This is a genomic window from Vibrio neptunius, from assembly GCF_000967495.1.
In the GTDB taxonomy this organism is placed as follows: domain Bacteria; phylum Pseudomonadota; class Gammaproteobacteria; order Enterobacterales; family Vibrionaceae; genus Vibrio; species Vibrio neptunius.
The window spans coordinates 1-22,840 of record NZ_JXXU01000087.1 but is presented as its reverse complement, the minus strand read 5'-3'; the positions used below and the strand labels follow the sequence as shown (position 1 = coordinate 22,840).

Sequence of the window (22,840 nt, the reverse complement as noted above, 5' to 3'; positions counted from 1 at the left end):
CGATAACAGCAGCGGCCGATGGGCCGCTTTTTTGTATCATTTTTATTCAACAATTGGCGCGTTATACTTAAGGTAATGTTTTTCAAACGCTTTACTTTATGAAACACGAATATGCACGTTTGGTGACACTGGCTGCTTGGACAGCTACGATTGTTGCCACTTTACTGCTGGTGGTAAAACTGGCCGCTTGGTGGGTTACGGGGTCGGTGAGTTTACTCGCTTCATTAATCGACTCTATGCTTGATATTGCAGCGTCTTTGGTCAACCTTTTTGTTGTCAGGTATTCACTCCAACCAGCCGATAGGGAGCATACCTACGGCCACGGTAAAGCTGAGTCTTTGGCTGCATTGGCTCAGGCGATGTTTATTTCTGGCTCTGCCGTCTTTTTGATCCTCAATGGTATTGAGCGTTTCTTCAGGCCTCATGAGTTGCAATCTCCCGAGTACGGGGTGTACGTGAGTATGTTCGCCATTGCTGTCACTTTTGCTTTGGTACAGTTCCAGAAACACGTTGTTAGACAAACCGGCAGTCAGGCGATTGCTGCAGACTCCTTGCATTATCAGTCAGATTTATACATGAACGCAGCGATCATGTTGGCATTAGGGCTGAGTTGGTTTGGGGTTACTCAAGCGGATGCTGTGTTTGCTGTGGGTATTGGTCTATACATTTTGTATAGTGCTGTTCAAATGGTTAGAGAAGCGATTCAGACATTGCTGGACCGAAAGTTACCGGATGAAGAGTTGGAACAAATCAGAGCGTGTTGTTTATCTGTCGAAGAAGTTCTCGGTGTGCACCAGCTAAGAACCCGTATGTCGGGGCCGACACGCTTTATTCAGTTGCACTTAGAACTCGAAGATCAGATTCCTCTGATTGAAGCGCATCGCATCTCTGATCTGGTTGAGAGTCGGCTGATGGATCTGTTCCCACATGCTGATGTACTTATCCATCAGGATCCCTATTCTGTTGTGCTCGGGCCGGAGAAAAATCAAAAGGCTCAAGATTGGTAGTGTGGCTTTCGAGATATTACCTCAAGCGACAATGAGCCGTTTATTGTCTATCTTTTCATCGAGCGCACAATTCGTTGGTATTCTGATATGTATCAAACCAGTGGCAGCGCAAAGCTGTAATACTCTTACATAAGTAGAAAAGTTACATAATTCTGTGCAAATAAAAGTAGTATTCCTTGGGCGTCAAGGTAACATATTGCACAGCTATAAGAATCTTGTCGGGAATTTATTTGTAAATTGCTGACGTAAAAGTTGAAATAAGATTCCCAAAAAAATCGAGGGTGAGCATGATTAAGAAGATCGGTGTTTTGACAAGTGGCGGTGACGCACCAGGCATGAACGCAGCAGTTCGAGGTGTGGTACGTACAGCTCTATCGGAAGGTTTAGAAGTGTACGGCGTTTATGACGGGTACCTAGGCCTTTATGAAGACCGTATCGAGAAGCTTGATCGTTCAAGTGTATCTGATGTGATCAACAAAGGCGGTACTTTCCTAGGCTCAGCTCGTTTCCCTGAGTTTAAAGAGGTGGCTGTTCGTGAGAAAGCGATTGAAAACCTGAAGAAGCATGGTATCGAAGCGCTGGTTGTCGTCGGTGGTGATGGTTCTTACATGGGAGCAAAGAAGCTGACTGAAATGGGTTACCCATGCGTTGGCTTACCGGGCACTATCGATAATGATATTGCTGGTACGGATTACACAATCGGTTACCTGACCGCTTTGAATACCGTTATCGATGCCATTGACCGCCTACGTGACACTTCTTCTTCTCACCAGCGAATTTCTATTGTTGAGATTATGGGCCGCCATTGTGGTGACCTGACTCTGATGTCGGCGATTGCTGGTGGTTGTGAGTACATCATCACCCCTGAAACTGGTCTAGATAAAGAGAAACTTATCAACAACATTCAGGACGGTATCAAAAAAGGTAAGAAGCACGCCATTATTGCACTGACTGAACTGATGATGGATGCTAACGAACTGGCGAAAGAGATTGAAACGGCAACGGGTCGCGAAACTCGTGCAACGGTTCTTGGTCACATCCAGCGTGGTGGTCGCCCAACGGCATTTGACCGTGTTCTTGCATCTCGTATGGGCAACTACGCCGTTCATCTTCTTATGGATGGCCATGGCGGTCGTTGTGTCGGTATCCAGAAAGAGCAGCTGGTTCACCACGATATTATCGATGCCATTGAGAATATGCAGCGCCCTGTACGTGAAGACTTGTACAAAGTTGCGGAAGAGTTGTTTTAAACGGCAATGAATTGATAAAAACCACCCAAATGGGTGGTTTTTTTATGCTTAGTTCGAAGCATTTTTCTTTCTGACATTTGAACGCTTGCGCTGCTGAATTTTCTGATGCACACCCCGACGTAAGGCTTTAATTCGATTCTCGGCTTTATCGACTCCTAACAGAACAACCAGTGCTAGTCCCGTAAGAACAACAGATTGCTGCGAATAGCCGAGACCAATCATTAGTCCTAATGCTGCCAGTAACCAAATCACGGCAGCCGACGTTACGCCATGAATTTTGCCATCTAATGTCATCATCACACCAGCGCCTAAGAAGCCAACACCGGTAATGATCTGACCTAGCACCCGTGCTTGATCTAAAGTATTAGGTGAAAGAGAGACTGCCATCGACATAAAAAGGTAAGTACCAGCGATGATTAGAATGGAAGTCCTGATCCCGACAGGTTTACCTCGTGTCTGGCGTTCGGCACCAATTAGCAGGCCATTGAACGCGCAGCACAGTAAGGCATTCCAATCAAATGGACCTAGGTCGAGCAAGGGATCTAGTAACATGTGCATAGTGTTCTCCTAAACCGTGGAGTATGCCGAGTGGCTTCGGTTTAGGCGAACAAAAGATATTTATCTTTAGGATAAATAACTGTGAGCAGATTGAAGGCAAGCCTATTACGACCAAAGTACGCTCGCCACAACTATGCCAACCTAATCAATGAGGGCAAACCCAGTTTGCTTTTCACCATCATTCTAAATGCAGATCTAATGGTGTTTTGCTGGATCTACCGCCGATTTCTCTGGTTAATTTAGGGACCAGATAGCCGGACACTCGTTCAATGACCCCTGCCATGATCTGTTTAGCTTGTTGGTCTGAAACAAAAAAGTGCGCTGCACCTTGCACCTTATCCAATACGTGCATGTAGTAGGGCAGCACACCCGCATCGAATAGTGCTTCGCTGAGCGCAACTTGAGCCTCAACGCTGTCATTGACGCCTTTAAGCATTACGCCCTGGTTTAGCAAAGTCACACCCGAGTGCTTTAGCGTACTTAAAGCATTTATCAGCTGCTGATTGATCTCATTGACGTGATTGATGTGCATGACCATAATCACCTGCAAACGGGTCGTCATAAGCAATTCAGCCAGCGAGGTGGTTATTCGGTCTGGGATCACAACGGGCAAGCGAGAATGAATTCTCAGCCGCTTAATATGTTGGATATCCGCTATTTGATCGATCAACCAACGCAGCTCCTCATCTTTTGCCATCAGAGGATCCCCTCCTGAAAGAATGATTTCATTCAGCTCTGGATGTTGGCGTATATAATCTAAGCTCTTAGCCCATACCGATTTACTGCCTTTGTTTTCGCTGTAAGGGAAGTGACGACGAAAGCAATAGCGGCAATTGATCGCGCAACCACCTTTTACGATCATCAAGGCTCGGTTGCGGTATTTGTGTAGTAAACCTGGTATTTGGTTGTCCTGTTCTTCCAAAGGATCATTAGAGTAGCCAGAATGTACGTCAAACTCTTCTGAGAGTGGTAAAACCTGACGCAGCAAAGGATCCAATGGATTGCCTTTCTCCATTCGATCCACAAAACTTTGTGGAACTCGTTGGGCGAACAGTTTGCGCGCTTCAAATCCGCCTTGCCAGGGAGAAGGATCAATTTCCAGTTGTAGTAGAAGTTTTTCAGGATCAGAGATCCCATTCGCTAGCTGTTTGAGCCAGTTTTGCTCAACAGATTCGACTTTTCGGGTTATGATGTGCGGCATTAAATTTAACTCGAAGAATGGTAAGAGGAAAAAATGGCTACTGTTAGCACGAATGAATTCAAAGGCGGTCTTAAAATTATGCTTGATAATGAGCCTTGTGTCATTCTCGAAAACGAGTATGTAAAACCAGGCAAAGGTCAGGCATTTAACCGCGTTAAAATCCGTAAACTGCTTTCAGGCAAAGTTCTAGAGAAGACATTCAAGTCAGGCGACACGGTAGAAGTTGCAGACGTCATGGATATCGACCTGGACTACCTGTACAACGACGGTGAATTCTACCACTTCATGAACAACGAAACATTCGAACAAATTGCAGCGGATGTCAAAGCCGTTGGCGAAAATGCGAAGTGGTTGGTTGAGAACGATTCTTGTATGCTGACTCTTTGGAACGGCAACCCTATTGTTGTGACACCACCAAACTTCGTTGAGCTGGAAGTAACGGATACTGATCCTGGCCTTAAGGGTGACACGCAAGGTACGGGCGGTAAGCCAGCAACACTAACGACAGGTGCCGTAGTACGAGTACCTCTGTTCATCTCTATTGGTGAAGTGATCAAAGTAGACACTCGTTCTGGTGAATACGTAGGTCGCGTTAAGTAAGCGTAAACTTACTCATGATTTAGAAAAGGTCACGTCGGTGGCCTTTTTTGTTTCTACGTGAACTTTGATGTGCCACAATTCTTGTACTCTACAATGAGACTACACTAGTCAGTATGAAACAGTCTTTACGTATCTGGCTCGACGCCGCTCGACCAAAAACGCTGCCATTGGCACTAGTATCGATATTAACCGGTAGTGTGCTGGCCTATTCTACTCATCATTTTTCTTGGGTGATTGGCCTGTTAGCCTTTGTCACGGCCACCTTATTGCAGATCCTATCCAACTTAGCGAACGATTATGGTGATGCGATAAAAGGCACTGACAACGACAAACGCCTTGGCCCTACGCGCGCTGTACAATCCGGTGCAGTGACTCAGGCAAATATGAGGCTGGCGATTGTGATTAATGTTGGCTTGACCATCATTGCTGGGCTAGCTTTGGTTTTTTACGCGCTCGATAGTCTGCAAAGCATTCTGACTTTTATTGGCTTAGGTATACTGGCTATCGTTGCTGCTATCGCTTATACGGTCGGGAATAAGCCTTATGGTTATGTGGGGCTCGGTGATATATCAGTATTTATATTCTTTGGTTTGCTTGGTGTAGCTGGTACCTTCTTTTTGCACACCGGTCTTATTGCACCTTTGTTGGTTTTGCCCTCAGTAGGCTGTGGTTTACTCGCAGTCGCGGTATTGAACATCAACAATATGCGGGATATTGAAAACGACGAAGAGTGCGGAAAGCGCACGGTTGCCGTTCGTCTTGGGCAGAAAAATGCTAAGCATTATCACGCGCTATTATTAGCTGGCGCTGTCTTTGCGTTTATTGTGTACCTGCTGCTTCAGCCAGCGTCTGTCTGGCTGAGCGTTCCGTTTTTGTTGAGCGTATTCGTGATTTACAGACACGGCAAAGCCGTATGGCAAGCACAGCAGCCTGCGCAGATCGCCCCAATGATGCCAGTTATTGTGAAGTGCTCTCTGGTCACTAACTTGTTGTTTGCTGGGGTGGTTATAGCTCAAACTCTGGCCAGTTAATTGAGCCTTGTCATTGCAATGACTTGATCTCTCTATATACTCGATGGAGATGACGAACCGTATGGGAAGGAACACTATGGAATACAATACGTCGGCTTTATGTGATATTTACTCAGAACAAGTGGATGTAGTAGAACCTATGTTTAGCAATTTTGGTGGCAGTGCCTCATTTGCTGGACAAATCACGACGGTGAAGTGTTTTGAAGACAACGGTCTGATTCGGGAAGTGCTCGAACAAGATGGCCTAGGTCGTGTTCTGCTAATTGATGGAGGTGGTTCATTACGCCGTGCTTTGATTGATGCAGAACTGGCGTCACTGGCTGAAGAAAACGAATGGGAAGGTTTGATCGTTTATGGCTGTGTGCGTGAGGTTGATGATCTCGAAGACATGAATGTCGGCATTCAAGCTTTGGCCTCAATTCCTGTTGGAGCGGCATCGCAGAATGTAGGCGAGGTAGATATACCCGTCAATTTTGGGGGAGTTACTTTCATTCCCGAAGATTACCTTTACGCCGATAATACTGGTGTTATCTTGTCTCAAGAGCCATTGGATGTTGAGCTCGACACCGACGAAGAAGATGAGCTTATCGCCGACTAAATGGTAAAGAATCAAAAAACACCGACCTTCAAGGTCGGTGTTTTGCTATGCGGCTTCTGCTAAGAATTGGCGTCGGACTCTCAACGCGTAAAGATAACCCAGAATGCCGCCCAATATATTGCCGAGCGCAATACCTATAAATAGCCCTTCAATATCGTACAAGTAGCTACCCATCCATGCGCAAGGCAAGGTAAAGGCGAATAGGCGCATAAAGCTCCATTGGAATGCTTTGAGCGGCTCATGCAGTGCATTCAGGCCAGACACCAACATCATGACGATGCCCTGAAAACCGTAACTGAACGGTACGACAAGCAAATAGTGCCAAAGCAGATCTTTCACTGCTTGTTCTTGAGAGAAAAGCGCAGCAAGTGGAATACTCAGCGGAACCATCATGACAAAAATCCCAAACTGGAAAAGCAGCGAGAAGCGCATGCTGAGAAATAGCCCAGCGAAGCTACGTTGAGGGTTATTAGCCCCGACATTTTGAGCAATGAATGGTGTTAAGGTAGAGGTGAGCGACATCAAAACAATGATAAGGATAGATTCCACACGCTGGGCTGCACCATAAGCGGCCACTGCCGCGGTGCCGTGACTGGAGAGTAGCATCATCAGAATCGCACCGGACAACGGGTTCATCGCGTTGGAGAGCGCTGCCGGAGTGCCAATTTTTAGGATTTGTCGCCAGTCAGCCCATAGCGTTTTGAAGCGGGGTAAGGCGAGAAGTTTTTCTCTTTTCACCAACACATACAGTGAGCCGATTAAGGCGCCAAACCAGCTTAGGGCACTGGCGATGGCGGCCCCCTGAATGCCAAGCTCTGGAAATGGCCCATAACCAAAAATCAGTAACGGATCGAGCACACCATTGATCAAGCCCGCCAGCATCATGATTTTGGCAGGTGTTTTGGTATCTCCTGTGGCACGAATTGCGCTATTGCCTGCCATGGGGACGACAAGTAATGGAATCGTCAAGTACCAGATGTGCATATACTGGTTTATCAGGGGCAGCAGTTCTTGTTCTGCACCGAGTGCTAGGAACAATGGGTCAATGGTGAAGTAACCTAAGCCAGATGCAAAAGCGACTAAAGTCACCGCTAGCGCGAGTCCATGACTTGAGAAGCGTGCTGCATCTTCGGATTGTCCTTGCCCGAGCAGACGGCCGATATTGGCTGATAGCCCGACCCCGATTCCCATCGTGATGCAGTTGACCGCAAAGGTCACCGGGAAAGTGTAGCTGATGGCAGCAAGGGCTTCTGTCCCGAGCAGAGAGATAAAAAAGGTATCCACCAAGTTGAACATCAAAATAGCCACCATGCCGAAAGTCATCGGAATGGTCATTTGACGGAGCACGAGAGGGATGGGACCAGTCAAAAGGCCGTGCTTATCCTGCATTCGAAACCACTACTCTTTGGACGGAAAAGCGTAGGATACTTGATTGATGTGTGAGACACAAAAAAGGCCAGCTTGCGCTGACCTCAATAAGAGTTTTCCTAAAGGAAAAATTACGCTTTCGCTGCTGCCGCTGCTTTAGCAATGGCCGCGAAGCTCTTCGCATCAAGAGATGCTCCGCCCACTAGAGCACCATCGATGTCTGGTTGTGAGAAGTACGCTTCAGCGTTTTCTGGCTTAACAGAACCACCGTATTGGATGATGACTTGCTCAGCGACTGCTGCGCTTTTCTCTGCGATTAGTGCACGGATAGAAGCGTGGATGCGCTGTGCATCTTCAGCAGTTGCTGCTTTACCAGTACCGATAGCCCAGATTGGTTCGTATGCGATGATCGCATCGTTGAGTGCTTCAATACCGTATGCATCGATCACGGCGTTAATTTGACGAGCACAGACTGCTTCTGTTTCACCCGCTTCGTTTTGAGCTTCTGATTCACCGATACAGAAAACAGGCTTCAGGCCGTTCTCTTTGAGGAAAGCAAATTTCTTCGCGATGAACTCATCAGATTCGTTGTGGTATTCACGACGCTCAGAGTGGCCGATGATGATGTGAGATGCACCAAAGTCTTTCAGCATTTCTGGAGACATATCGCCAGTGAATGCACCGCTGTTGTTTAGGTCTGTGTTCTGTGCACCTAGGATGATCTTGTTACCGCCTTCTGCGATAACGCGCTCAGCAAGGTCAATGTAAAGCGCTGGTGGAGCTACGGCTACGTCAACACCTTCAACACCTTCAAGTTCCGCGTTAAGGCCAGTTAGCAACTCTTTTACCATTGCTTTGCTGCCGTTAAGTTTCCAGTTACCCATCACTACAGGACGACGCATAGGAATATCTCCCTTTGTATTTAATGTAGAAAGTTCATTAATGTAAAAAATCTTCGTAGGAATATAACAGATTAAACTCATCAAATCATGACTAGTATCATGTCTTGATCGGTTCTGACGCAATGAATAAAGTTGTGACAGCGCATAATTGGTATAAGCTCTGTTGTACTGAGTGATCTGTAAAGCATTATGCTGGTTTTGTACTCGGAAACCGCAGTGGAAATTGGTAATAGTGGCGGAGTATTTTAGTGATTTTTTGAAACTCTCTTACATTTGAGGACTACAATGCCAAATTTAGTAATGGAATACTCTAACTCCGTCGATGAACGCGTGAATGTACAAGGTCTATTGGAAGACCTGCATCAAGTGACGCTTCAATGCGGGCTTTTTGACGTACCTTCCGTGAAATCCCGAGCGCTACGCTGCCATAATTGGCTGATTGGAGAAGATGGCGATAACGTTGACTTTATTCATATTAGTTTTGAACTGCTTGATGGCAGAACAGCGGAGCAAAAGCGCGACCTTTCACGCCAGTTAATGGATGTGTTGCAGGAGCAAGCAAGTCACGTGCATAGTCTAACGGTCAATATCCGAGATATGGATAAAGAGTGTTTTCAAAAAGTGGTCAATTAACATTTTTGATTTTTAGGTAAGTAGTTATGTCGATGAAAGAGCTGTTGTTTTCATTTCAAGGCCGAGTAGGACGTAAAACCTACTGGATATGGAATGTGGTTTATTACGCATTGATCATTGGTTTTGCAACGGGTATGAATGTGCTGTTTCCAAGTATGGCGCACCTGTTACTGCCACTATTTTTGATTGTGGTTTTGGTGCCGGATTTGGCCATTACAGCCAAGCGCTGGCATGATAGAGGCAAGTCCAGTTGGTGGCTACTACTCAATGTCCCATTGGTGGTAGGTCGTATGATGCTACCAACTGGTGATCCAACACAGATGCCGCAGTCTACAATGCTTCAAGCCCTAAGTTCTCTGGCTGCATTGGCGTGTGGCATTTGGATTCTTATTGAGTGTGGCTTTCTCAAGGGTCATCAAGGCAATAACCAGTATGGTCCAGAGCCGAAATAGAGCATCAAAAAGAGCTGGGCTGATGCAATGGCATCAACCTTGCTCCTTGTCTCCGCGTCTCTCTATTCCGTAAACAGGGTTTCGTATTTTACAAATACGGTTTGTGTTTCCCCATAATATAAGGTGCCATCAGATTGAATGGCCACTCTCAACCAGTTGTCCGCTGAGGTGGGTTTAGGTAGTCTGATGTACCAGTTCTGCCCTGCTTGGTCGGCTGGCTGCATGTCGATGGGTTGTGCGTTCTGATGTTCGCTACTAACCAAAGAGAGCTTAACCCCTTGAAGAGCATGCGCAGCATGCAATGACAGTTCAAGGCTGTCTTCGGTGAGCCTTTCAGAGCGGAACTTGACTTTAAAGTCCCCGTTTTCCATATCGCATAAACCACTGGTGTAGCGACAGTTTGATTTGCTGGCCAGCTTGTAACTCTGGCCCTCTTTCGCAGCATGAGGTTTTTCGCTGACGGCCATGTCAGTGCCAAAGTAGGCAATAATGGACAGAATCGGGGCAATCAAAAGAGCGACAATAAAGTGCTTATTTTTGAACATCTTGGCTTCCTTGCGACAACATTTCGAAACTACGGTAACTGAATTAAGCGCAATAAAAAAGCCCCGGACGGGTCGTCCCGTGAGGGGCTTTCAATATTAAGTGTTGATTAGTGGTCTACCGCATCTCCAGCGCCTGCTGGGAAGCGAACATGTTCGACCAAATCCTTCACTTCTTGTGGTGTTTCTGCCGTGACTTTCGATACCGCGAATGCAACTAGGAAGTTGAATAGCGCACCAATGGCACCAAAGGCATTAGGCTCGATACCAAGGAACCAGTTGCTGCCCCAGCTTTCTAGGTATGTCCAGTCAGCGATGAACAGGATACCTTTGTGCTGGAATACGTAAAACAGTGTGATCGTGATACCTGCAATCATGCCAGCAATCGCGCCTTCTTTGTTGATGTTCTTGCTGAAAATACCCATCATCAAGGCTGGGAAGATGGACGAAGCAGCCAGACCGAAGGCCAGTGCCACCGTACCGGCGGCAAAGCCAGGCGGATTGAGTCCTAGATAACCCGCCACAGCAATCGCGACCGCCATGGATATTCGGCTAGCCATCAGTTCTTTCTTCTCAGAGATGTTCGGATTAATCACCCCTTTGATTAAGTCATGAGATATCGCCGATGATATTGCGAGCAGCAGACCAGCAGCAGTAGAAAGTGCTGCGGCTAAGCCACCAGCAGCCACCAGTGCAATGACCCAGTTAGGTAGCTTGGCAATTTCTGGGTTAGCCAGCACCATGATGTCACGGTCAACTTTTAGCTCATTGGTTTCAGCATTTGATGTGTATTGGATGTTGCCATCACCATTTTTGTCATCAAAGCCAAGTAGACCAGTTTTTTCCCAGTTTTTGAACCAGTCAGGGCGTTCATCGTAAGCCAGATTCTGCCCCGGAGCTGGGTTAACCGTATCCATTAGGTTTAGACGTGCCATGGCTGATACCGCAGGTGCAGTCGTGTATAGAATGGCGATAAAGACGAGAGCCCAACCCGCTGAAGTTCGCGCATCACGCACTTTCGGTACTGTAAAGAATCGGATGATGACGTGTGGCAGACCGGCAGTACCTATCATCAGAGACATGGTATAAACGAACATGTTCAGGGTATCGCCCCGGACTTGGGTGGTATATTCACTGAAGCCGAGTTCGGTCACTACTTGGTCAAGCCGATCGAGTAGATAGACATCTGTTCCGGCCATGGTACTACCGAGACCAATTTGTGGAATTGGGTTTCCGGTAAGCTGCAGAGAGATAAAGATAGCTGGGATGGTGTACGCAAGAATTAGTACGCAGTATTGAGCAATCTGAGTGTAGGTAATACCTTTCATGCCGCCCATCACCGCGTACATAAATACGATACACATACCTATCAGGAGGCCAGTCGAGTAGTCTACTTCAAGGAATCGGCCGAAGGCTACCCCAACCCCTTTCATCTGGCCGATGACGTACGTTACTGATGCAATGATCAGACACACGACCGCAACAATACGTGCAGTATTTGAGTAGAAACGTTCACCAACGAACTCAGGTACCGTGAACTTACCAAACTTACGCAGGTAAGGAGCTAAGAGAAGCGCGAGTAGTACATAACCACCTGTCCACCCCATCAGGAATACGGAACCTCCGTAGCCCATGAAGGCAATAAGGCCTGCCATTGAAATGAAGGAAGCAGCAGACATCCAGTCCGCGGCCGTTGCCATGCCGTTGGCGATTGGGTTAACCCCACCACCTGCTACATAGAACTCTTTAGTTGATCCCGCGCGTGCCCAAATTGCGATACCGATATAAAGGATAAAAGTGGCACCTACAACGAGATAAGTGATTGTTTTCAAATCCATCTAAGCTGCTCCTTATTCGTCCACATCAAATTCGCGATCGATCTGGCGCATCTTCCACGCGTAGTAGAAAATAATGCCTAGAAAGGTATAGATGGAGCCTTGTTGTGCAAACCAGAAGCCCAGTTTATAGCCACCTATCTGAAATTGATTAAGCTCGTCGACAAATAGAATGCCGCAGCCAAAAGAAACGACAAACCAGACAACCATTAAGCTGATCATCAGTTTTACATTTTTATCCCAGTAGGCTTTGGCTCGTTCCTGACTTTCAAACGCCATTGCCGCCTCCTTACGATTGATTGTGTTGTTAAGAAAATGTTTCACCATCAACTCTAGCAAGGTAATAGCGAGAACTCTTTTCAACTTTAGTCGTGTAGAGGAAAACAAAAAGCGCCTCAAAATAAGGCGCTTAGGATTTAAATGATAGACTTTTGTGATGTTAATTCGTTGTTAAATTAGCCAAAGGTCTAATGAATTATTGATGACTTTGTAAAATAATTTACCCTAGGTAGAAATCTTTGATACCCAAGAGCAGGTTATTTAGTGCCACTGCTGCAAGGATGAGCCCCATTACACGACTAATTATTGCAGCCCCGACATTGCCGATCCATTTCTGGATATGCGTCGCACCTAATAGCAAGAGCAAAGTGATTAAAAGAACACCTACCATTACTGCAGCGGTGATACCTTGGTCGGCCATAGAATAACGGTGATTATCGGTCAGCATCACGATCGCCATCATTGCACCCGGAGACGCAATCGAGGGGATGGCAAGCGGGTAGACGGCTAAATCGGCCAGATCTGAGTGGCTGACTTCTTCTGATAGCTTAGTTTCCTGTTCAGGTTTAGATTCACCAAAAATCATTGTTAGGGCGAACAGCAAGAGCACCAAGCCACCGGCAGCCTGAAATGCAGGTAGAGGAATCTGCATCGCATCCAGAAGCAACTGACCTGCGATAAGGAAGAACAGAAGCACGCCTGCTGAGATACCTACCGCTTTTAACGCCACTAGACGGCGTTGTTTGGCAGTGAGGTGTTGAGTTTGGGACAGATAAACTGGAACGGATCCAATTGGATCGATAACGGCCCAGAGAACGACAAATTGAGTGATCAATACGCTAAGCAATGATATGACTCCCAGAGTTAGTGAAACAGAGGGATGAACAAGTCGAACGAATGAACGACTTTGCCTATCTTAGCAGATAAATGATCGAGATAGTGTGAAAAAGAATATTAAGATTCAGATTCTAGCTGCTGAAGTAAAATTACAGCCTGAGTGCGGCTTTTAACACCTAACTTTCTAAAGATAGCTGTCATGTGGGCTTTGATGGTGGCCTCAGAAACATTTAACTCATAAGCAATCTGCTTGTTTAGCAGACCATCGGATAACATTCCGAGTACTTTGTATTGTTGAGGCGTTAAAGTGGCAATTTTATCTGCTAAGTCATTGCAGGCCGCACTGTTGGTGATGGAACCTTCTGGAAAGAAAGGTTCGCCGCTCAAGACCTGATTTAAGGCACTGACCAATTCTCGCATGTCACTTGATTTAGGGATAAAACCAAACGCTCCATGGCTTTTTACTTGCGTCACGACAGACGCTTCTTCACTGGCAGACACGACCACAATCGGCAGGTCTGGATATTCTGCTCTTAGCTGAATCAACCCTGACATGCCGTTGGCGCCGGGCATTTTTAGATCAAGGAGCAGCAGGTCGGGGTCGTCTTCCTTGGCCAAAACTGCCAAAAGTGCATCGAGGGAATCCGCTTCTAATAAATTGGCACCACTAATCGCCATATGCACGGACTGAAACAGCGCATTGCGAAACAAAGGGTGATCGTCGGCGATGATAATGGTGTAGGTCGAATCCATGACGTTTACTGCTATAAAAGTTTGCTTAAAAGAATTATTGTCACCTTTGAGAGTATGGACAATATTCATAGCCTAAAAGTCTGAACTGTATCGGGTTTTATCGCCAAATTGCTTTTAACTGCTCAAGAGGCAAAAACGCCAGTCATCATACTGGCGTTGAGTGAAATGAGATAGCCCCTACAAGCGATGGGCGCTAAGGTGTTGTAAAAACGGTTCTGCCTGCATAAATCCGGTGATTCTGGCGTTGGAGACATGTTGGCCGCTGGCATCCCAAAATTCGATTGTCGGTAGACCGAGTACATTCATCTGTTTTAGCAGTTGAATATCTTGCGGTAGATTCTTGGTGACATCGGCTTGTAACAGTACAAAATTGCGCAATTTTGCTTCCACATCAGGCTGGTGGAAGGTGTATTTTTCGAACTCCTTACATGCCACACACCAGTCAGCATAGAAATCGAGCATCACAGGTTTGCCCGCTCGCTGCGCTTGTTCTAACTGTGTGTTGAGTTCTGCCACTGTGGTGATGCGTGTGAACTCAATACTAGGCTGTACTTGCTGTGTATGATGACCAAACCAGTAATTCAACGCTGGCTGCGCAGAGGCAAATAAGCCGAGCACAGCAATGATACCGATGGCACTTTGTTTCCAGCCGCCAAATGGTAGTGAATTTTTGACGTGATATAGCCAGCCAAAAGCAGCTAGCCCCAGCGCTGACCATAATCCAGTCGCCCATGTTTCTGGTAAGATGCGCTCAAGTAAGAAGATTGGCGCGGCAAGTAAAATAAAACCAAACAGGGTTTTTACTCTGTCCATCCAGTTCCCCGCTTTTGGCAGTAGTTTGTTACCAAACACCGCGACCAACATCAGCGGAATGCCCATGCCCAGCGCTAGAGCATACAAGGCTACTCCACCAGTGAGTAAGTCACCACTTTGTGCGACGTATAGTAGCGCGCCTGAAAGTGGCGCTGTGGTACAAGGCGAACAGACTAATCCTGAAATTGCCCCCATCGCGAATACGCCCAGTGAGTTACCACCTTGTTGTTTGTTGCTCAAGTTATTTAGCCACGTCTGTACAGCACTTGGCAGTTGAATGGTGTAGGCTCCAAACATCGACAGCGCTAAGGCGACAAACATGACGCTTAAACCAATCAGGACGTAAGGATGTTGCATGGCAGCTTGAAACTGCATACCCGCGGAGGCGACAACCAACCCTAATAAGGTATAGGTGAGTGCCATCCCTTGAACGTAAATAAACGCCAAGCCTAATGCTCGGCCATGGCTCAGTTTGCCGCTGCCAAGTACAATACTGGTCAAAATTGGATACATCGGCAGTACGCATGGTGTAAATGCAAGGCCGACACCCAGCGCCAAAAACAGTAATGGTGTCCACCAGCTATCACTTAAGCTCGATGCTAGGCTCGATTCCTGAGAAACCGGCTGTGACGGCTTGGGTTGAGCATCTGTCGGTGCAGAATTTGTGCTGACTGTTGGTGCCGATTTGTCACTAGCGCTGGATTGAAAATGGGTTAAGTCAACCACGCGAGTCTCTGGTGGGTAACAAAAGCCTGCTTTGGCGCAGCCTTGATACTGGACAATCAGACGCGCGCCATCCTGATAATCGGCCAAAGGCACTTCGACAAACAGGGGCGTCGTATAGATGTTGACCTCACCGAAAAACTCGTCTTGGTAGGGCTGACCATCTTCCATTTTCAGCTTGCCAACGTTGACTTGTTCACCACTGACCGATAAACGGTGCTGGTAGAGGTAGTAATCCTGTTTGACTTGCCAGTCGAGGAAAACCCTATCGCCTTGTTGATAGGCGTTAAATGGAAAAGCTTGATCGACAGGGACAAAAGTATTGGTCTGATTTCCGAAGCTTGGTGCAGAGTTAGACTGCTCAAAAAGCGCCAAGGCAGGAGCAGATGCTACAGTCAGGCATAATAGGATCAGTGAAAAGACGGCACGCATAGAAAAGTCACTTGAGTTAAATTTTCATCATTTTAACTTAATCAGACAGGGGAAAGGGGGAATAAGTTTCACACTCCGACAAATATCGCTAATTCAAAAGCTTAAGTCAGGCCGATGCCTGACTTAAGTATCGATAACATCGGAAAGATTTAGGCCACGCCGAGTCGGGTACGTACCACTCTTTCGCAGGCATCAATATGAGCGATGTCTTTTGGTATCACTAAGACGGTGTCGTTACCCCCTACGGTACCAAGAATTTCAGTGTGTGGGTCGATGTCGACCAATCTTGCGACGAGCTGAGCACTGCCAGGGTGAGTTTTAACCACCACCATCGCCTGATTATGGGTAATGAATTCAATTTGTGAAGAAATTGACGATTCAACACGTACAGGTGCGGTTTCAACGGTGATGCAATACACCTTTTTACCACAGGCATTCTGAACCTTAACCACCCCAAGCTGAGACAGTAGACGCGAGACAGTCGATTGGCTGATACCATCAAAGCCGATATCAACCAGTGCTTCGCGTAACTCATTTTGAGTGGTAAAGCTCTGTTGTTGAAGCAGGCGTTTACAGGCTGCAGTCAGGGTTTTGTCTTCAGCGTAATTCACTGAAACTAGATTGAGAGTTTCACTCATGCGAACTCCTTAAAACATGACGTAGAGATAACTCTTCCTTGCGACCTTCAGCACTTCTTTCCTTAGTAGTGCCTCAGACATTGAGCTGTCACTTCTTTGGTGACTTAAGATGTTTATTCAGAGTATCTTACCACCAAATAAAGTGTGGCTTTTTGAAAGGGATCACCAATTAATAACTATTAATTTGCGATTCTATTGGTTGATAATTCTGTTGCATGTGGATATTTATTCTGAGATAGGAATAAATATCCACAATGCTTTTACAGAGCGGCTATCAGGGCTGATTAGCGGGCTTCTGCCATGATTTCGCGTGAGAATACCTTTTCACAGTAATGACATTTGAGCTGAACGTGATGCTGTTTCTGCTGCACTTTAAAGTGGCTTTCGACAGGTTCCCCGTGCGAAATACAATTGCTGTTTGGACACTCAAAGACACTATGAATATGTTCTGGAAGCGCTAAAGTGAGTTTATTGACCACCTGATATTCTTCAATCTGGTTCACAGTGGCTTTCGGCGCATATAAAGCTAATCGGTTGGCCTGCTCTTTGGTCAAATAAACATTTTCAATCTTGATAAGGTCTTTCTCACCGAGAGCTGAAGAAGGTAAGTTGAGACCTATGGTAATGCGTTGATTGGTCTTGTGCATTTTAAATAGTTTGAGCACTTTAATGCCGACGTTAGCAGGAATATGGTCAATCACGCTACCGTTACGAATGGCTTCTACTTGTAGTTGAGTTTCTTTCACCATGATCATTCTCCTGCAATTAAAGGGTTTCACTTAGAACAAGGGCAAGTAAGGCTTCTCGCGCATAGACACCGTTTTCAGCCTGCTCAAAGTAGTAAGCGTGTGGTGTTTTATCGACGTCTGTTGTGATTTCATCGACGCGTGGCAATGGGTGAAGAACCTTAAGATTTGCACGAGCCTCTTTTAGCGTATCGGCGGTGAGAATGAACGCTGACTTGATATGAGCGTATTCAGACTCATCAAAGCGCTCTTTTTGCACGCGCGTCATATACAGGATATCAAGCTCCGGTACGACGTCTTCAATGTTGTTGTGCATACTGAATTGGATGTCTGCTTCTTCGAGTTCTTCACAGATGTAATCGGGCATCGCCAATGCTTCAGGAGCGATAAAGAAGAAGCGAACATTGTTGAACTTGGCCAGTGCTTGAGTCAGAGAGTGGACAGTACGACCGTATTTAAGGTCACCGACAAACGCGACATTGAGGTTGTCGAGCGTGCCCTGGGTTTCGTAGATAGAAAATAAGTCCAGCAGAGTCTGAGTTGGATGCTGATTCGCGCCGTCACCGCCGTTAACTACGGGGATGCCGTTAGAAAACTCGGACGCTAGGCGTGCTGCGCCCTCTTGTGGGTGGCGCATCACAAAGGCGTCGACATAAGAAGCAATCACTTGTACAGAATCGGCCAGTGTCTCCCCCTTTTTCGCCAGTGACGTGTTGCCACCATTGTCGAAGCCAATGATTGTGCCGCCAAGACGCTGCACAGCCGTTTCAAATGACAGCCTAGTGCGCGTGGAAGGTTCAAAGAAGCAACTTGCCACCACTTTGTTTTTAAGCAGTGTCGGGTCTGGCTCGGCTTTGAGCCTAGCTGCGGTGTCGACGATAAGCTCTAGCTCGCTACGGCTGAGCTCAGGAATGGAGATAATGTGCTTGTTAAATAACGAATGCGCCATCGCAATGTTTCCTCGTCTCAATGGGTGAGTTTGTCCAACCGATGTGGGTTGTTAATCCATGGGTTGATGTAAATTTCAGACAAAAAAAAGCCCCCTAAATAGGAGGCTTGAAAAGGATCGATAGAACAAAATGAAACCACACATGTCCCTGAGTCAGGGCATAAGTTAAGCCAACATTGAGTGGTTGCTGACAGGTTCATTTTGATCCTCCGAAGACAAATTGCGGAGGATTATACGGACAAAAAAAGCCAACGCAAGCGTTTGCTTAAAGTATTCATAAATTGGATTTTTATGCGTATTTCGCCTATTTTGGCGACATGTTTGCAGCGGTTGTGTCCTCTTGGATTGAAGGGGGTTATGAGCTCGTGAGTATGAAAAAAAATGCGGGCTTTATTCGGCATGTTTTTGATACATGATGAACGCCACCCGCATTTCCCTGCAAACAATACTCAGTCTAATTTGAGTATGATTACTTTTATTCGATGATATTAGGGTCTGTTGACCTTTTACGGTTAAATTTTGTTCGAGATAAAAGCGTTTTAGTCGCGGCGAGAGGTTTGTCGCCTAGTGACCTAAGCAAAACACCTCTCAACAAAGAGTAAAACGCTTTTAGCCGAACCCTCTGGGCAGCGTTTGTGGTTCCTTTCTACTGCGTTATCGGCTTATCAGGTAGGGCAACTACATTTCAAATCCTCTGCCTTGTATAAAGAACCCACAAACTGCTGCAAAAATCAGCTCAAAAGGTCAACAGACCCTAGTCACCTAGTGTTGCGACCATCACCGCTTTGATGGTGTGCATACGGTTTTCAGCTTCGTCGAACACAATAGAGTATTCAGATTCAACCACTTCATCAGTCACCTCACAGCCGTTTTTCAGCATTGGGTACTCTTCAGCAAGCTGTTTACCTACCGTGGTATCTTCGCCGTGGAAGGCAGGTAGGCAGTGCATGAATTTCACATGAGGATTACCTGTTGCTTTGATCATGTCCATGTTGACTTGGTAAGGCAGCATGAGGTTGATACGTTCTGCCCAGGCTTCTTTTGCTTCGCCCATTGATACCCACACATCCGTGTACAGGTAATCACAACCTTGAACGCCTTCTTGAACCTCTTCAGTCAGGGTAATTTTTGCACCGGTTGTTGCAGCGATCTCACGGCACTGTGCCACAAGGGCTTCTTCTGGCCAGAACTGCTTAGGCGCGACGAGACGAATATCCATGCCCATCTTAGCGGCGCCAACCATCAGAGAGTTGCCCATGTTGTTGCGTGCATCGCCTAGGTAAGCAAACTTCATTTCGTGTAGCTGTTTGCCACGGCCATGTTCCATCATAGTTAGGAAGTCAGCGAGAATTTGCGTCGGGTGGAACTCATCGGTCAAACCATTCCATACCGGTACACCCGCGTAAGCGCCCAGCTCTTCGACAATTTCCTGACCAAATCCACGGTACTCGATACCATCGTACATTCGGCCTAAAACGCGAGCGGTATCTTTCATCGATTCTTTGTGACCAATCTGAGAGCCTGTTGGGCCTAAGTAAGAGACTTGAGCGCCTTGGTCAAAAGCCGCAACTTCAAAGGCACAGCGGGTACGAGTCGATGTTTTCTCGAAGATCAGAGCGATGTTTTTGCCTTTCAGGCGAGGTTGCTCATAGCCGTTGTATTTCGCTTTTTTTAACTCGACGGATAGGTCCAACATGTGTTGAATTTCACGTGGAGTAAAGTCTAATAGTTTTAGGAAGTTACGGTTACGTAGATTGAAAGCCATGATGTTTTCCTTCTTATCGATGTGCACTTTCTCGTTGCAGGGAAAGAGGTAAGAAAGTGCAGTAATGAACTTGAGTGAATGTTTTATCGCAGCCCCAGCGTAAGATAGAGCTGATTGGTATTAGCCCTGAGTAATATTGGTGCCTGCCGTACCTTGAAGAATGCGCAAACCATCTTCCAGTGCGCCGATTCCGACCACTTTGCCGCCTTGTTTGACGAACTCGCATGATGCTTCTATTTTTGGTCCCATTGAGCCAGCATCAAATTGGTACTGCGCTAATTCGGATGGGTGAGTGCTGCGCAGCGCCTGTTGAGTAGGTTTGCCCCAATCGAGGTAAACCGCGTCTGCATCAGTAAGGATGAGTAAAGCATCAGCGTTTAGCTGCTTGGCAAGGAATGCTGCGGACATGTCCTTATCAATCACTGCTTCAACACCAACCAGTTTGCCATTTTCTTTTTTGACTGGGATGCCGCCGCCGCCAGTACAAATCACTAAGTGGCCTTCATCGATGAGCTTAGTGATGGCTTCATTTTCGACGATGCCTGTTGGCTGTGGGCTAGGTACAACGCGACGGAAGTGCTGACCGTCAGGTTTGATGGTCCAATGGTACTTCTCTGCTAGTTCGCGTGCTTCTGCTTCTTGGTAGATCGGGCCGATAGGTTTAGTTGGATTGTCAAATGCAGGGTCATTTGGGTCCACTGTCATCTGCGTTAACATGCAAGTCGCGTTGACGTTCGGCATTTGGTTTTTGAACTCTTGCATCAGCATGTAACCAATCATGCCTTGCGTTTCACTGCCCAGAACATCCAGTGGATATGGTGCTACCTTCTTGTATTCCAAGCCTTGTAGAGCCAGCAAACCGACCTGTGGGCCATTGCCATGCACCAGCACGACATTGTATTGCTCGGCAATTTCCGCAATAGCTTTGACGGCAATTTCGATGTTCTGACGTTGCACTTCGGCCTCTAGCGGTTCACCGCGGCGAAGTAGGGCGTTTCCACCAAGTGCGACAACTACAGTTTGTTTTGTCATTGCTTTAATCTCTCTGCTGAGGGCGAGAGCTAAGTCGCTCTCGCCAACTTAACCGTTACTTAAATACCATCACGTTCGATTGGGCAGCTCATGCAGCGTGCACCGCCGCGGCCACGACCTAGCTCATCGCCAGGTATTGGCAGTACTGTGATGCCCGCTTTGTCGTATTTCTCGTTGGTGTAGGTATTGCCTTCGTATCCGATCACGACACCAGGCTTGACGGTAAGAACGTTGTTCGCATCGTTCCACTGTTCACGTTCCGCGTTGAAGTTGTCACCGCCCGTGGTGATAAGGTTGAGCTGGTCGACGCCAAGCGCTTTTTCGATAGCCGTCACGAAGTAACCTTCTTCTTTGACATTCACAGCGCCAGACGCATCGCCAGTCAGGCTCCAGCACTTGACATCTTTGCGCATCACCTCTGGGTAAACAGAGAAGGTATCTTCACGCATATGAGTCATCACAGTGTCTAAGTGCATGCAGGAACGATGTTTCGGTAATTCCATGGCAATCACTTGCTTCGCTTGACCATGTTTGAATAGGCCAGACGCTAAATGTTCAACACCTTGAGCGGTTGTGCGCTCAGACATACCAATCAGCACAGCGTCTTTACCAATGACTAAGACATCGCCACCTTCAATGGTCGAGTTGTCGTAGATTTTCTCTTCATCGCCGAAGTACTTGATAAAGTCCTGACCAGCAAAACTTGGATGCCAGCGGTAGATAGCGCGAACATGGTTGGTTTCACGTTGACGAGCGGGTTTCGCCATTGGGTTGATAGAGACACCGCCATAGACCCAACACGAAGTGTCACGGGTGAACAAGTGGTTGGGTAATGGTTCAATGATGAAATCGGTTGGTGCGTGAAGCCCCTGCATCATTGAAGAGGATGTGATTGGCATTTCAGCGTAAGAAAGACCACCGGTAAGAATCTTAGCTAGCTCAACATTGGGTAGGTCGCCTAAGTAGCAACGAACGTCATTGGCAAAAGTTTTACCTAAACGGTAATCCGATACCTGACGGCTTAACAGCCAGTCTTTGGCTTCTGAGACAGCCAGTGTATCTGCCAACAAGTCGGTAAGTAGTAAGACTTCCACACCTTGTTCGCGCAAAGTTTGAGTGAACACATCGTGCTCTTTGCCTGCACGCTCGACGGCAAGTACGTCATCAAATAGCAGATCGTGGCAGTTGGAAGGCGTCAGGTGAGTCAGTGCTCGTCTTGGGCGATGCACCAGCACGCGACGTAATTGACCGATTTCAGAACCTACGTATAACTTACTCATGATCGTATCTCTCTTATATTTATAATTAGTTTTAAAAATTAAAAACTAATATTTAATTTGTAAGGAATAGAAGAGCGAATTTATTTATTCACTTATTTTGTTTCTGAAATTCATATTACGCTTGTCTGGAGAGGAATCTTAGAGATCAATCACAGTTCGTTTTTTATGCCTAAAGCCAGTGTTTTCAAGGGGTTTAACAATATCTATTCACTTGTTAATTGGATGTGAATACCCTAATTAGCCATTAAATTGGGAAGTTTATGCATTGGTTTATTCAGTAAATAAGGCTTGGGGAAGTTTGCAGGGAAAATATGCACTCTGCTCTCGATGATAAAACAGTGAATAGAGTGGAAATATGCACTTTGGATTCTTAGATAATTGATTTTGAGTTGCGAATTAATTGTTTGATAACAAAATATTTGGTGATAAATGTTGCTTTGATCACATTGGATATTTAAAAAATGCCAAACACTAAAATAAGTTAGATTAATAAAGTTAATTAACTACGATAGTTTTTCTTATTATTAAACATCGAGAAATATAGATTTATTGAATGGTGTTGTTTGAATTGGTCATTCCATAGAGCGACGAAGGAGAGAGTAGGGAATCTCTAAAG

23 protein-coding genes are annotated in these 22,840 nt (G+C 46.4%); 7 read left to right on the top strand and 16 right to left on the bottom strand.

The window, feature by feature from the left end:
• Window positions 1-98 precede the first annotated feature (98 nt).
• Together fieF and pfkA are read left to right on the top strand one after the other, a co-directional pair.
• Window positions 99-1,007 (top strand): CDF family cation-efflux transporter FieF, encoded by a 909-nt coding sequence (gene fieF, locus TW84_RS21970; protein ID WP_045977745.1) that lies wholly within the window; start codon window positions 99-101, stop codon window positions 1,005-1,007.
• A gap of 287 nt (window positions 1,008-1,294) precedes the next feature.
• On the top strand, window positions 1,295-2,257 hold the full coding sequence (gene pfkA / locus TW84_RS21965) for a 6-phosphofructokinase (RefSeq protein WP_045977744.1): 963 nt from the start codon (window positions 1,295-1,297) through the stop codon (window positions 2,255-2,257).
• A 48-nt stretch (window positions 2,258-2,305) separates the two neighbouring features.
• On the opposite strand, the gene TW84_RS21960 is transcribed toward pfkA, so the two are convergent.
• Together TW84_RS21960 and epmB are read right to left on the bottom strand one after the other, a co-directional pair.
• Window positions 2,306-2,815 (bottom strand): MgtC/SapB family protein, encoded by a 510-nt coding sequence (locus tag TW84_RS21960; protein ID WP_045977743.1) that lies wholly within the window; start codon window positions 2,813-2,815, stop codon window positions 2,306-2,308.
• Between the two features lie 178 nt (window positions 2,816-2,993).
• Window positions 2,994-4,016 carry an EF-P beta-lysylation protein EpmB gene (epmB, locus tag TW84_RS21955; protein ID WP_045977742.1) on the bottom strand — a complete coding sequence of 341 codons (1,023 nt, stop codon included), beginning with the start codon at window positions 4,014-4,016 and terminating at the stop codon, window positions 2,994-2,996.
• 33 nt (window positions 4,017-4,049) lie between these two features.
• Here epmB and efp point away from each other — a divergent pair, with 33 nt between their 5' ends.
• From efp to rraA, 3 genes are all read left to right on the top strand, one after another.
• On the top strand, window positions 4,050-4,616 hold the full coding sequence (efp, locus tag TW84_RS21950) for an elongation factor P (RefSeq protein ID WP_021458016.1): 567 nt from the start codon (window positions 4,050-4,052) through the stop codon (window positions 4,614-4,616).
• 113 nt (window positions 4,617-4,729) lie between these two features.
• Entirely contained in the window at window positions 4,730-5,647 is a 918-nt protein-coding gene (locus TW84_RS21945; protein WP_045977741.1) for a 1,4-dihydroxy-2-naphthoate polyprenyltransferase, read from the top strand.
• 76 nt (window positions 5,648-5,723) lie between these two features.
• Window positions 5,724-6,245 (top strand): ribonuclease E activity regulator RraA, encoded by a 522-nt coding sequence (gene rraA, locus TW84_RS21940; protein WP_045977740.1) that lies wholly within the window; start codon window positions 5,724-5,726, stop codon window positions 6,243-6,245.
• A gap of 45 nt (window positions 6,246-6,290) precedes the next feature.
• On the opposite strand, the gene TW84_RS21935 is transcribed toward rraA, so the two are convergent.
• Together TW84_RS21935 and tpiA are read right to left on the bottom strand one after the other, a co-directional pair.
• Window positions 6,291-7,634 (bottom strand): MATE family efflux transporter, encoded by a 1,344-nt coding sequence (locus TW84_RS21935; RefSeq protein ID WP_205622508.1) that lies wholly within the window; start codon window positions 7,632-7,634, stop codon window positions 6,291-6,293.
• Between the two features lie 110 nt (window positions 7,635-7,744).
• On the bottom strand, window positions 7,745-8,515 hold the full coding sequence (tpiA, locus tag TW84_RS21930) for a triose-phosphate isomerase (protein WP_045977739.1): 771 nt from the start codon (window positions 8,513-8,515) through the stop codon (window positions 7,745-7,747).
• 285 nt (window positions 8,516-8,800) lie between these two features.
• Here tpiA and TW84_RS21925 point away from each other — a divergent pair, with 285 nt between their 5' ends.
• Window positions 8,801-9,148 carry a 5-carboxymethyl-2-hydroxymuconate Delta-isomerase gene (locus TW84_RS21925; RefSeq protein WP_045977738.1) on the top strand — a complete coding sequence of 116 codons (348 nt, stop codon included), beginning with the start codon at window positions 8,801-8,803 and terminating at the stop codon, window positions 9,146-9,148.
• A gap of 26 nt (window positions 9,149-9,174) precedes the next feature.
• On the top strand, window positions 9,175-9,600 hold the full coding sequence (locus TW84_RS21920) for a DUF805 domain-containing protein (protein WP_045977737.1): 426 nt from the start codon (window positions 9,175-9,177) through the stop codon (window positions 9,598-9,600).
• A 62-nt stretch (window positions 9,601-9,662) separates the two neighbouring features.
• On the opposite strand, the gene TW84_RS21915 is transcribed toward TW84_RS21920, so the two are convergent.
• From TW84_RS21915 to arcA, 12 genes are all read right to left on the bottom strand, one after another.
• A complete protein-coding gene (locus tag TW84_RS21915) occupies window positions 9,663-10,145 on the bottom strand; it encodes a hypothetical protein (RefSeq protein WP_045977736.1) in 483 nt (160 codons plus the stop codon).
• Between the two features lie 107 nt (window positions 10,146-10,252).
• Complete coding sequence (locus TW84_RS21910; protein ID WP_045977735.1) at window positions 10,253-11,980, bottom strand: sodium:solute symporter family protein; 1,728 nt, start codon at window positions 11,978-11,980, stop codon at window positions 10,253-10,255.
• Between the two features lie 12 nt (window positions 11,981-11,992).
• Window positions 11,993-12,256 carry a DUF4212 domain-containing protein gene (locus TW84_RS21905; protein WP_045977734.1) on the bottom strand — a complete coding sequence of 88 codons (264 nt, stop codon included), beginning with the start codon at window positions 12,254-12,256 and terminating at the stop codon, window positions 11,993-11,995.
• Window positions 12,257-12,476: 220 nt separating this feature from the next.
• Window positions 12,477-13,103, bottom strand: coding sequence for a MarC family protein (locus tag TW84_RS21900; protein WP_045977733.1), 627 nt, complete (start codon window positions 13,101-13,103; stop codon window positions 12,477-12,479).
• A 107-nt stretch (window positions 13,104-13,210) separates the two neighbouring features.
• A complete protein-coding gene (locus TW84_RS21895; protein WP_045977769.1) occupies window positions 13,211-13,846 on the bottom strand; it encodes a response regulator in 636 nt (211 codons plus the stop codon).
• A 177-nt stretch (window positions 13,847-14,023) separates the two neighbouring features.
• Complete coding sequence (locus TW84_RS21890; protein ID WP_045977732.1) at window positions 14,024-15,814, bottom strand: protein-disulfide reductase DsbD; 1,791 nt, start codon at window positions 15,812-15,814, stop codon at window positions 14,024-14,026.
• A 149-nt stretch (window positions 15,815-15,963) separates the two neighbouring features.
• On the bottom strand, window positions 15,964-16,452 hold the full coding sequence (locus tag TW84_RS21885; RefSeq protein WP_045977731.1) for an arginine repressor: 489 nt from the start codon (window positions 16,450-16,452) through the stop codon (window positions 15,964-15,966).
• 284 nt (window positions 16,453-16,736) lie between these two features.
• Complete coding sequence (gene pyrI / locus TW84_RS21880) at window positions 16,737-17,201, bottom strand: aspartate carbamoyltransferase regulatory subunit (protein ID WP_045977730.1); 465 nt, start codon at window positions 17,199-17,201, stop codon at window positions 16,737-16,739.
• A gap of 16 nt (window positions 17,202-17,217) precedes the next feature.
• Entirely contained in the window at window positions 17,218-18,147 is a 930-nt protein-coding gene (pyrB, locus tag TW84_RS21875; RefSeq protein WP_045977729.1) for an aspartate carbamoyltransferase, read from the bottom strand.
• A 754-nt stretch (window positions 18,148-18,901) separates the two neighbouring features.
• Window positions 18,902-19,912: an ornithine carbamoyltransferase gene (locus tag TW84_RS21870; protein ID WP_045977728.1), complete on the bottom strand. Its 1,011-nt coding sequence runs from the start codon at window positions 19,910-19,912 to the stop codon at window positions 18,902-18,904.
• Between the two features lie 120 nt (window positions 19,913-20,032).
• On the bottom strand, window positions 20,033-20,944 hold the full coding sequence (gene arcC / locus TW84_RS21865) for a carbamate kinase (RefSeq protein WP_045977727.1): 912 nt from the start codon (window positions 20,942-20,944) through the stop codon (window positions 20,033-20,035).
• Window positions 20,945-21,003: 59 nt separating this feature from the next.
• Window positions 21,004-22,224: an arginine deiminase gene (gene arcA, locus TW84_RS21860; protein ID WP_045977726.1), complete on the bottom strand. Its 1,221-nt coding sequence runs from the start codon at window positions 22,222-22,224 to the stop codon at window positions 21,004-21,006.
• Window positions 22,225-22,840 lie beyond the last annotated feature (616 nt).

Excerpts from the sequence above, each read along its gene's own strand:
- pyrI (WP_045977730.1), bottom strand. The coding sequence starts at position 17,201 with ATGGTGAAAGAAACTCAACTACAAGTAGAAGCCATTCGTAACGGTAGC.
- TW84_RS21945 (WP_045977741.1), top strand. The coding sequence starts at position 4,730 with ATGAAACAGTCTTTACGTATCTGGCTCGACGCCGCTCGACCAAAAACG.
- TW84_RS21920 (WP_045977737.1), top strand. The coding sequence starts at position 9,175 with ATGTCGATGAAAGAGCTGTTGTTTTCATTTCAAGGCCGAGTAGGACGT.
- pfkA (WP_045977744.1), top strand. The coding sequence starts at position 1,295 with ATGATTAAGAAGATCGGTGTTTTGACAAGTGGCGGTGACGCACCAGGC.
- epmB (WP_045977742.1), bottom strand. The coding sequence starts at position 4,016 with ATGCCGCACATCATAACCCGAAAAGTCGAATCTGTTGAGCAAAACTGG.
- TW84_RS21910 (WP_045977735.1), bottom strand. The coding sequence starts at position 11,980 with ATGGATTTGAAAACAATCACTTATCTCGTTGTAGGTGCCACTTTTATC.
- TW84_RS21960 (WP_045977743.1), bottom strand. The coding sequence starts at position 2,815 with ATGCACATGTTACTAGATCCCTTGCTCGACCTAGGTCCATTTGATTGG.
- rraA (WP_045977740.1), top strand. The coding sequence starts at position 5,724 with ATGGAATACAATACGTCGGCTTTATGTGATATTTACTCAGAACAAGTG.
- TW84_RS21885 (WP_045977731.1), bottom strand. The coding sequence starts at position 16,452 with ATGAGTGAAACTCTCAATCTAGTTTCAGTGAATTACGCTGAAGACAAA.
- TW84_RS21870 (WP_045977728.1), bottom strand. The coding sequence starts at position 19,912 with ATGGCTTTCAATCTACGTAACCGTAACTTCCTAAAACTATTAGACTTT.
- fieF (WP_045977745.1), top strand. The coding sequence starts at position 99 with ATGAAACACGAATATGCACGTTTGGTGACACTGGCTGCTTGGACAGCT.
- arcC (WP_045977727.1), bottom strand. The coding sequence starts at position 20,944 with ATGACAAAACAAACTGTAGTTGTCGCACTTGGTGGAAACGCCCTACTT.
- TW84_RS21895 (WP_045977769.1), bottom strand. The coding sequence starts at position 13,846 with ATGGATTCGACCTACACCATTATCATCGCCGACGATCACCCTTTGTTT.
- TW84_RS21915 (WP_045977736.1), bottom strand. The coding sequence starts at position 10,145 with ATGTTCAAAAATAAGCACTTTATTGTCGCTCTTTTGATTGCCCCGATT.
- TW84_RS21890 (WP_045977732.1), bottom strand. The coding sequence starts at position 15,814 with ATGCGTGCCGTCTTTTCACTGATCCTATTATGCCTGACTGTAGCATCT.
- TW84_RS21935 (WP_205622508.1), bottom strand. The coding sequence starts at position 7,634 with ATGCAGGATAAGCACGGCCTTTTGACTGGTCCCATCCCTCTCGTGCTC.
- efp (WP_021458016.1), top strand. The coding sequence starts at position 4,050 with ATGGCTACTGTTAGCACGAATGAATTCAAAGGCGGTCTTAAAATTATG.
- TW84_RS21905 (WP_045977734.1), bottom strand. The coding sequence starts at position 12,256 with ATGGCGTTTGAAAGTCAGGAACGAGCCAAAGCCTACTGGGATAAAAAT.
- arcA (WP_045977726.1), bottom strand. The coding sequence starts at position 22,224 with ATGAGTAAGTTATACGTAGGTTCTGAAATCGGTCAATTACGTCGCGTG.
- tpiA (WP_045977739.1), bottom strand. The coding sequence starts at position 8,515 with ATGCGTCGTCCTGTAGTGATGGGTAACTGGAAACTTAACGGCAGCAAA.
- pyrB (WP_045977729.1), bottom strand. The coding sequence starts at position 18,147 with ATGGCGCATTCGTTATTTAACAAGCACATTATCTCCATTCCTGAGCTC.
- TW84_RS21925 (WP_045977738.1), top strand. The coding sequence starts at position 8,801 with ATGCCAAATTTAGTAATGGAATACTCTAACTCCGTCGATGAACGCGTG.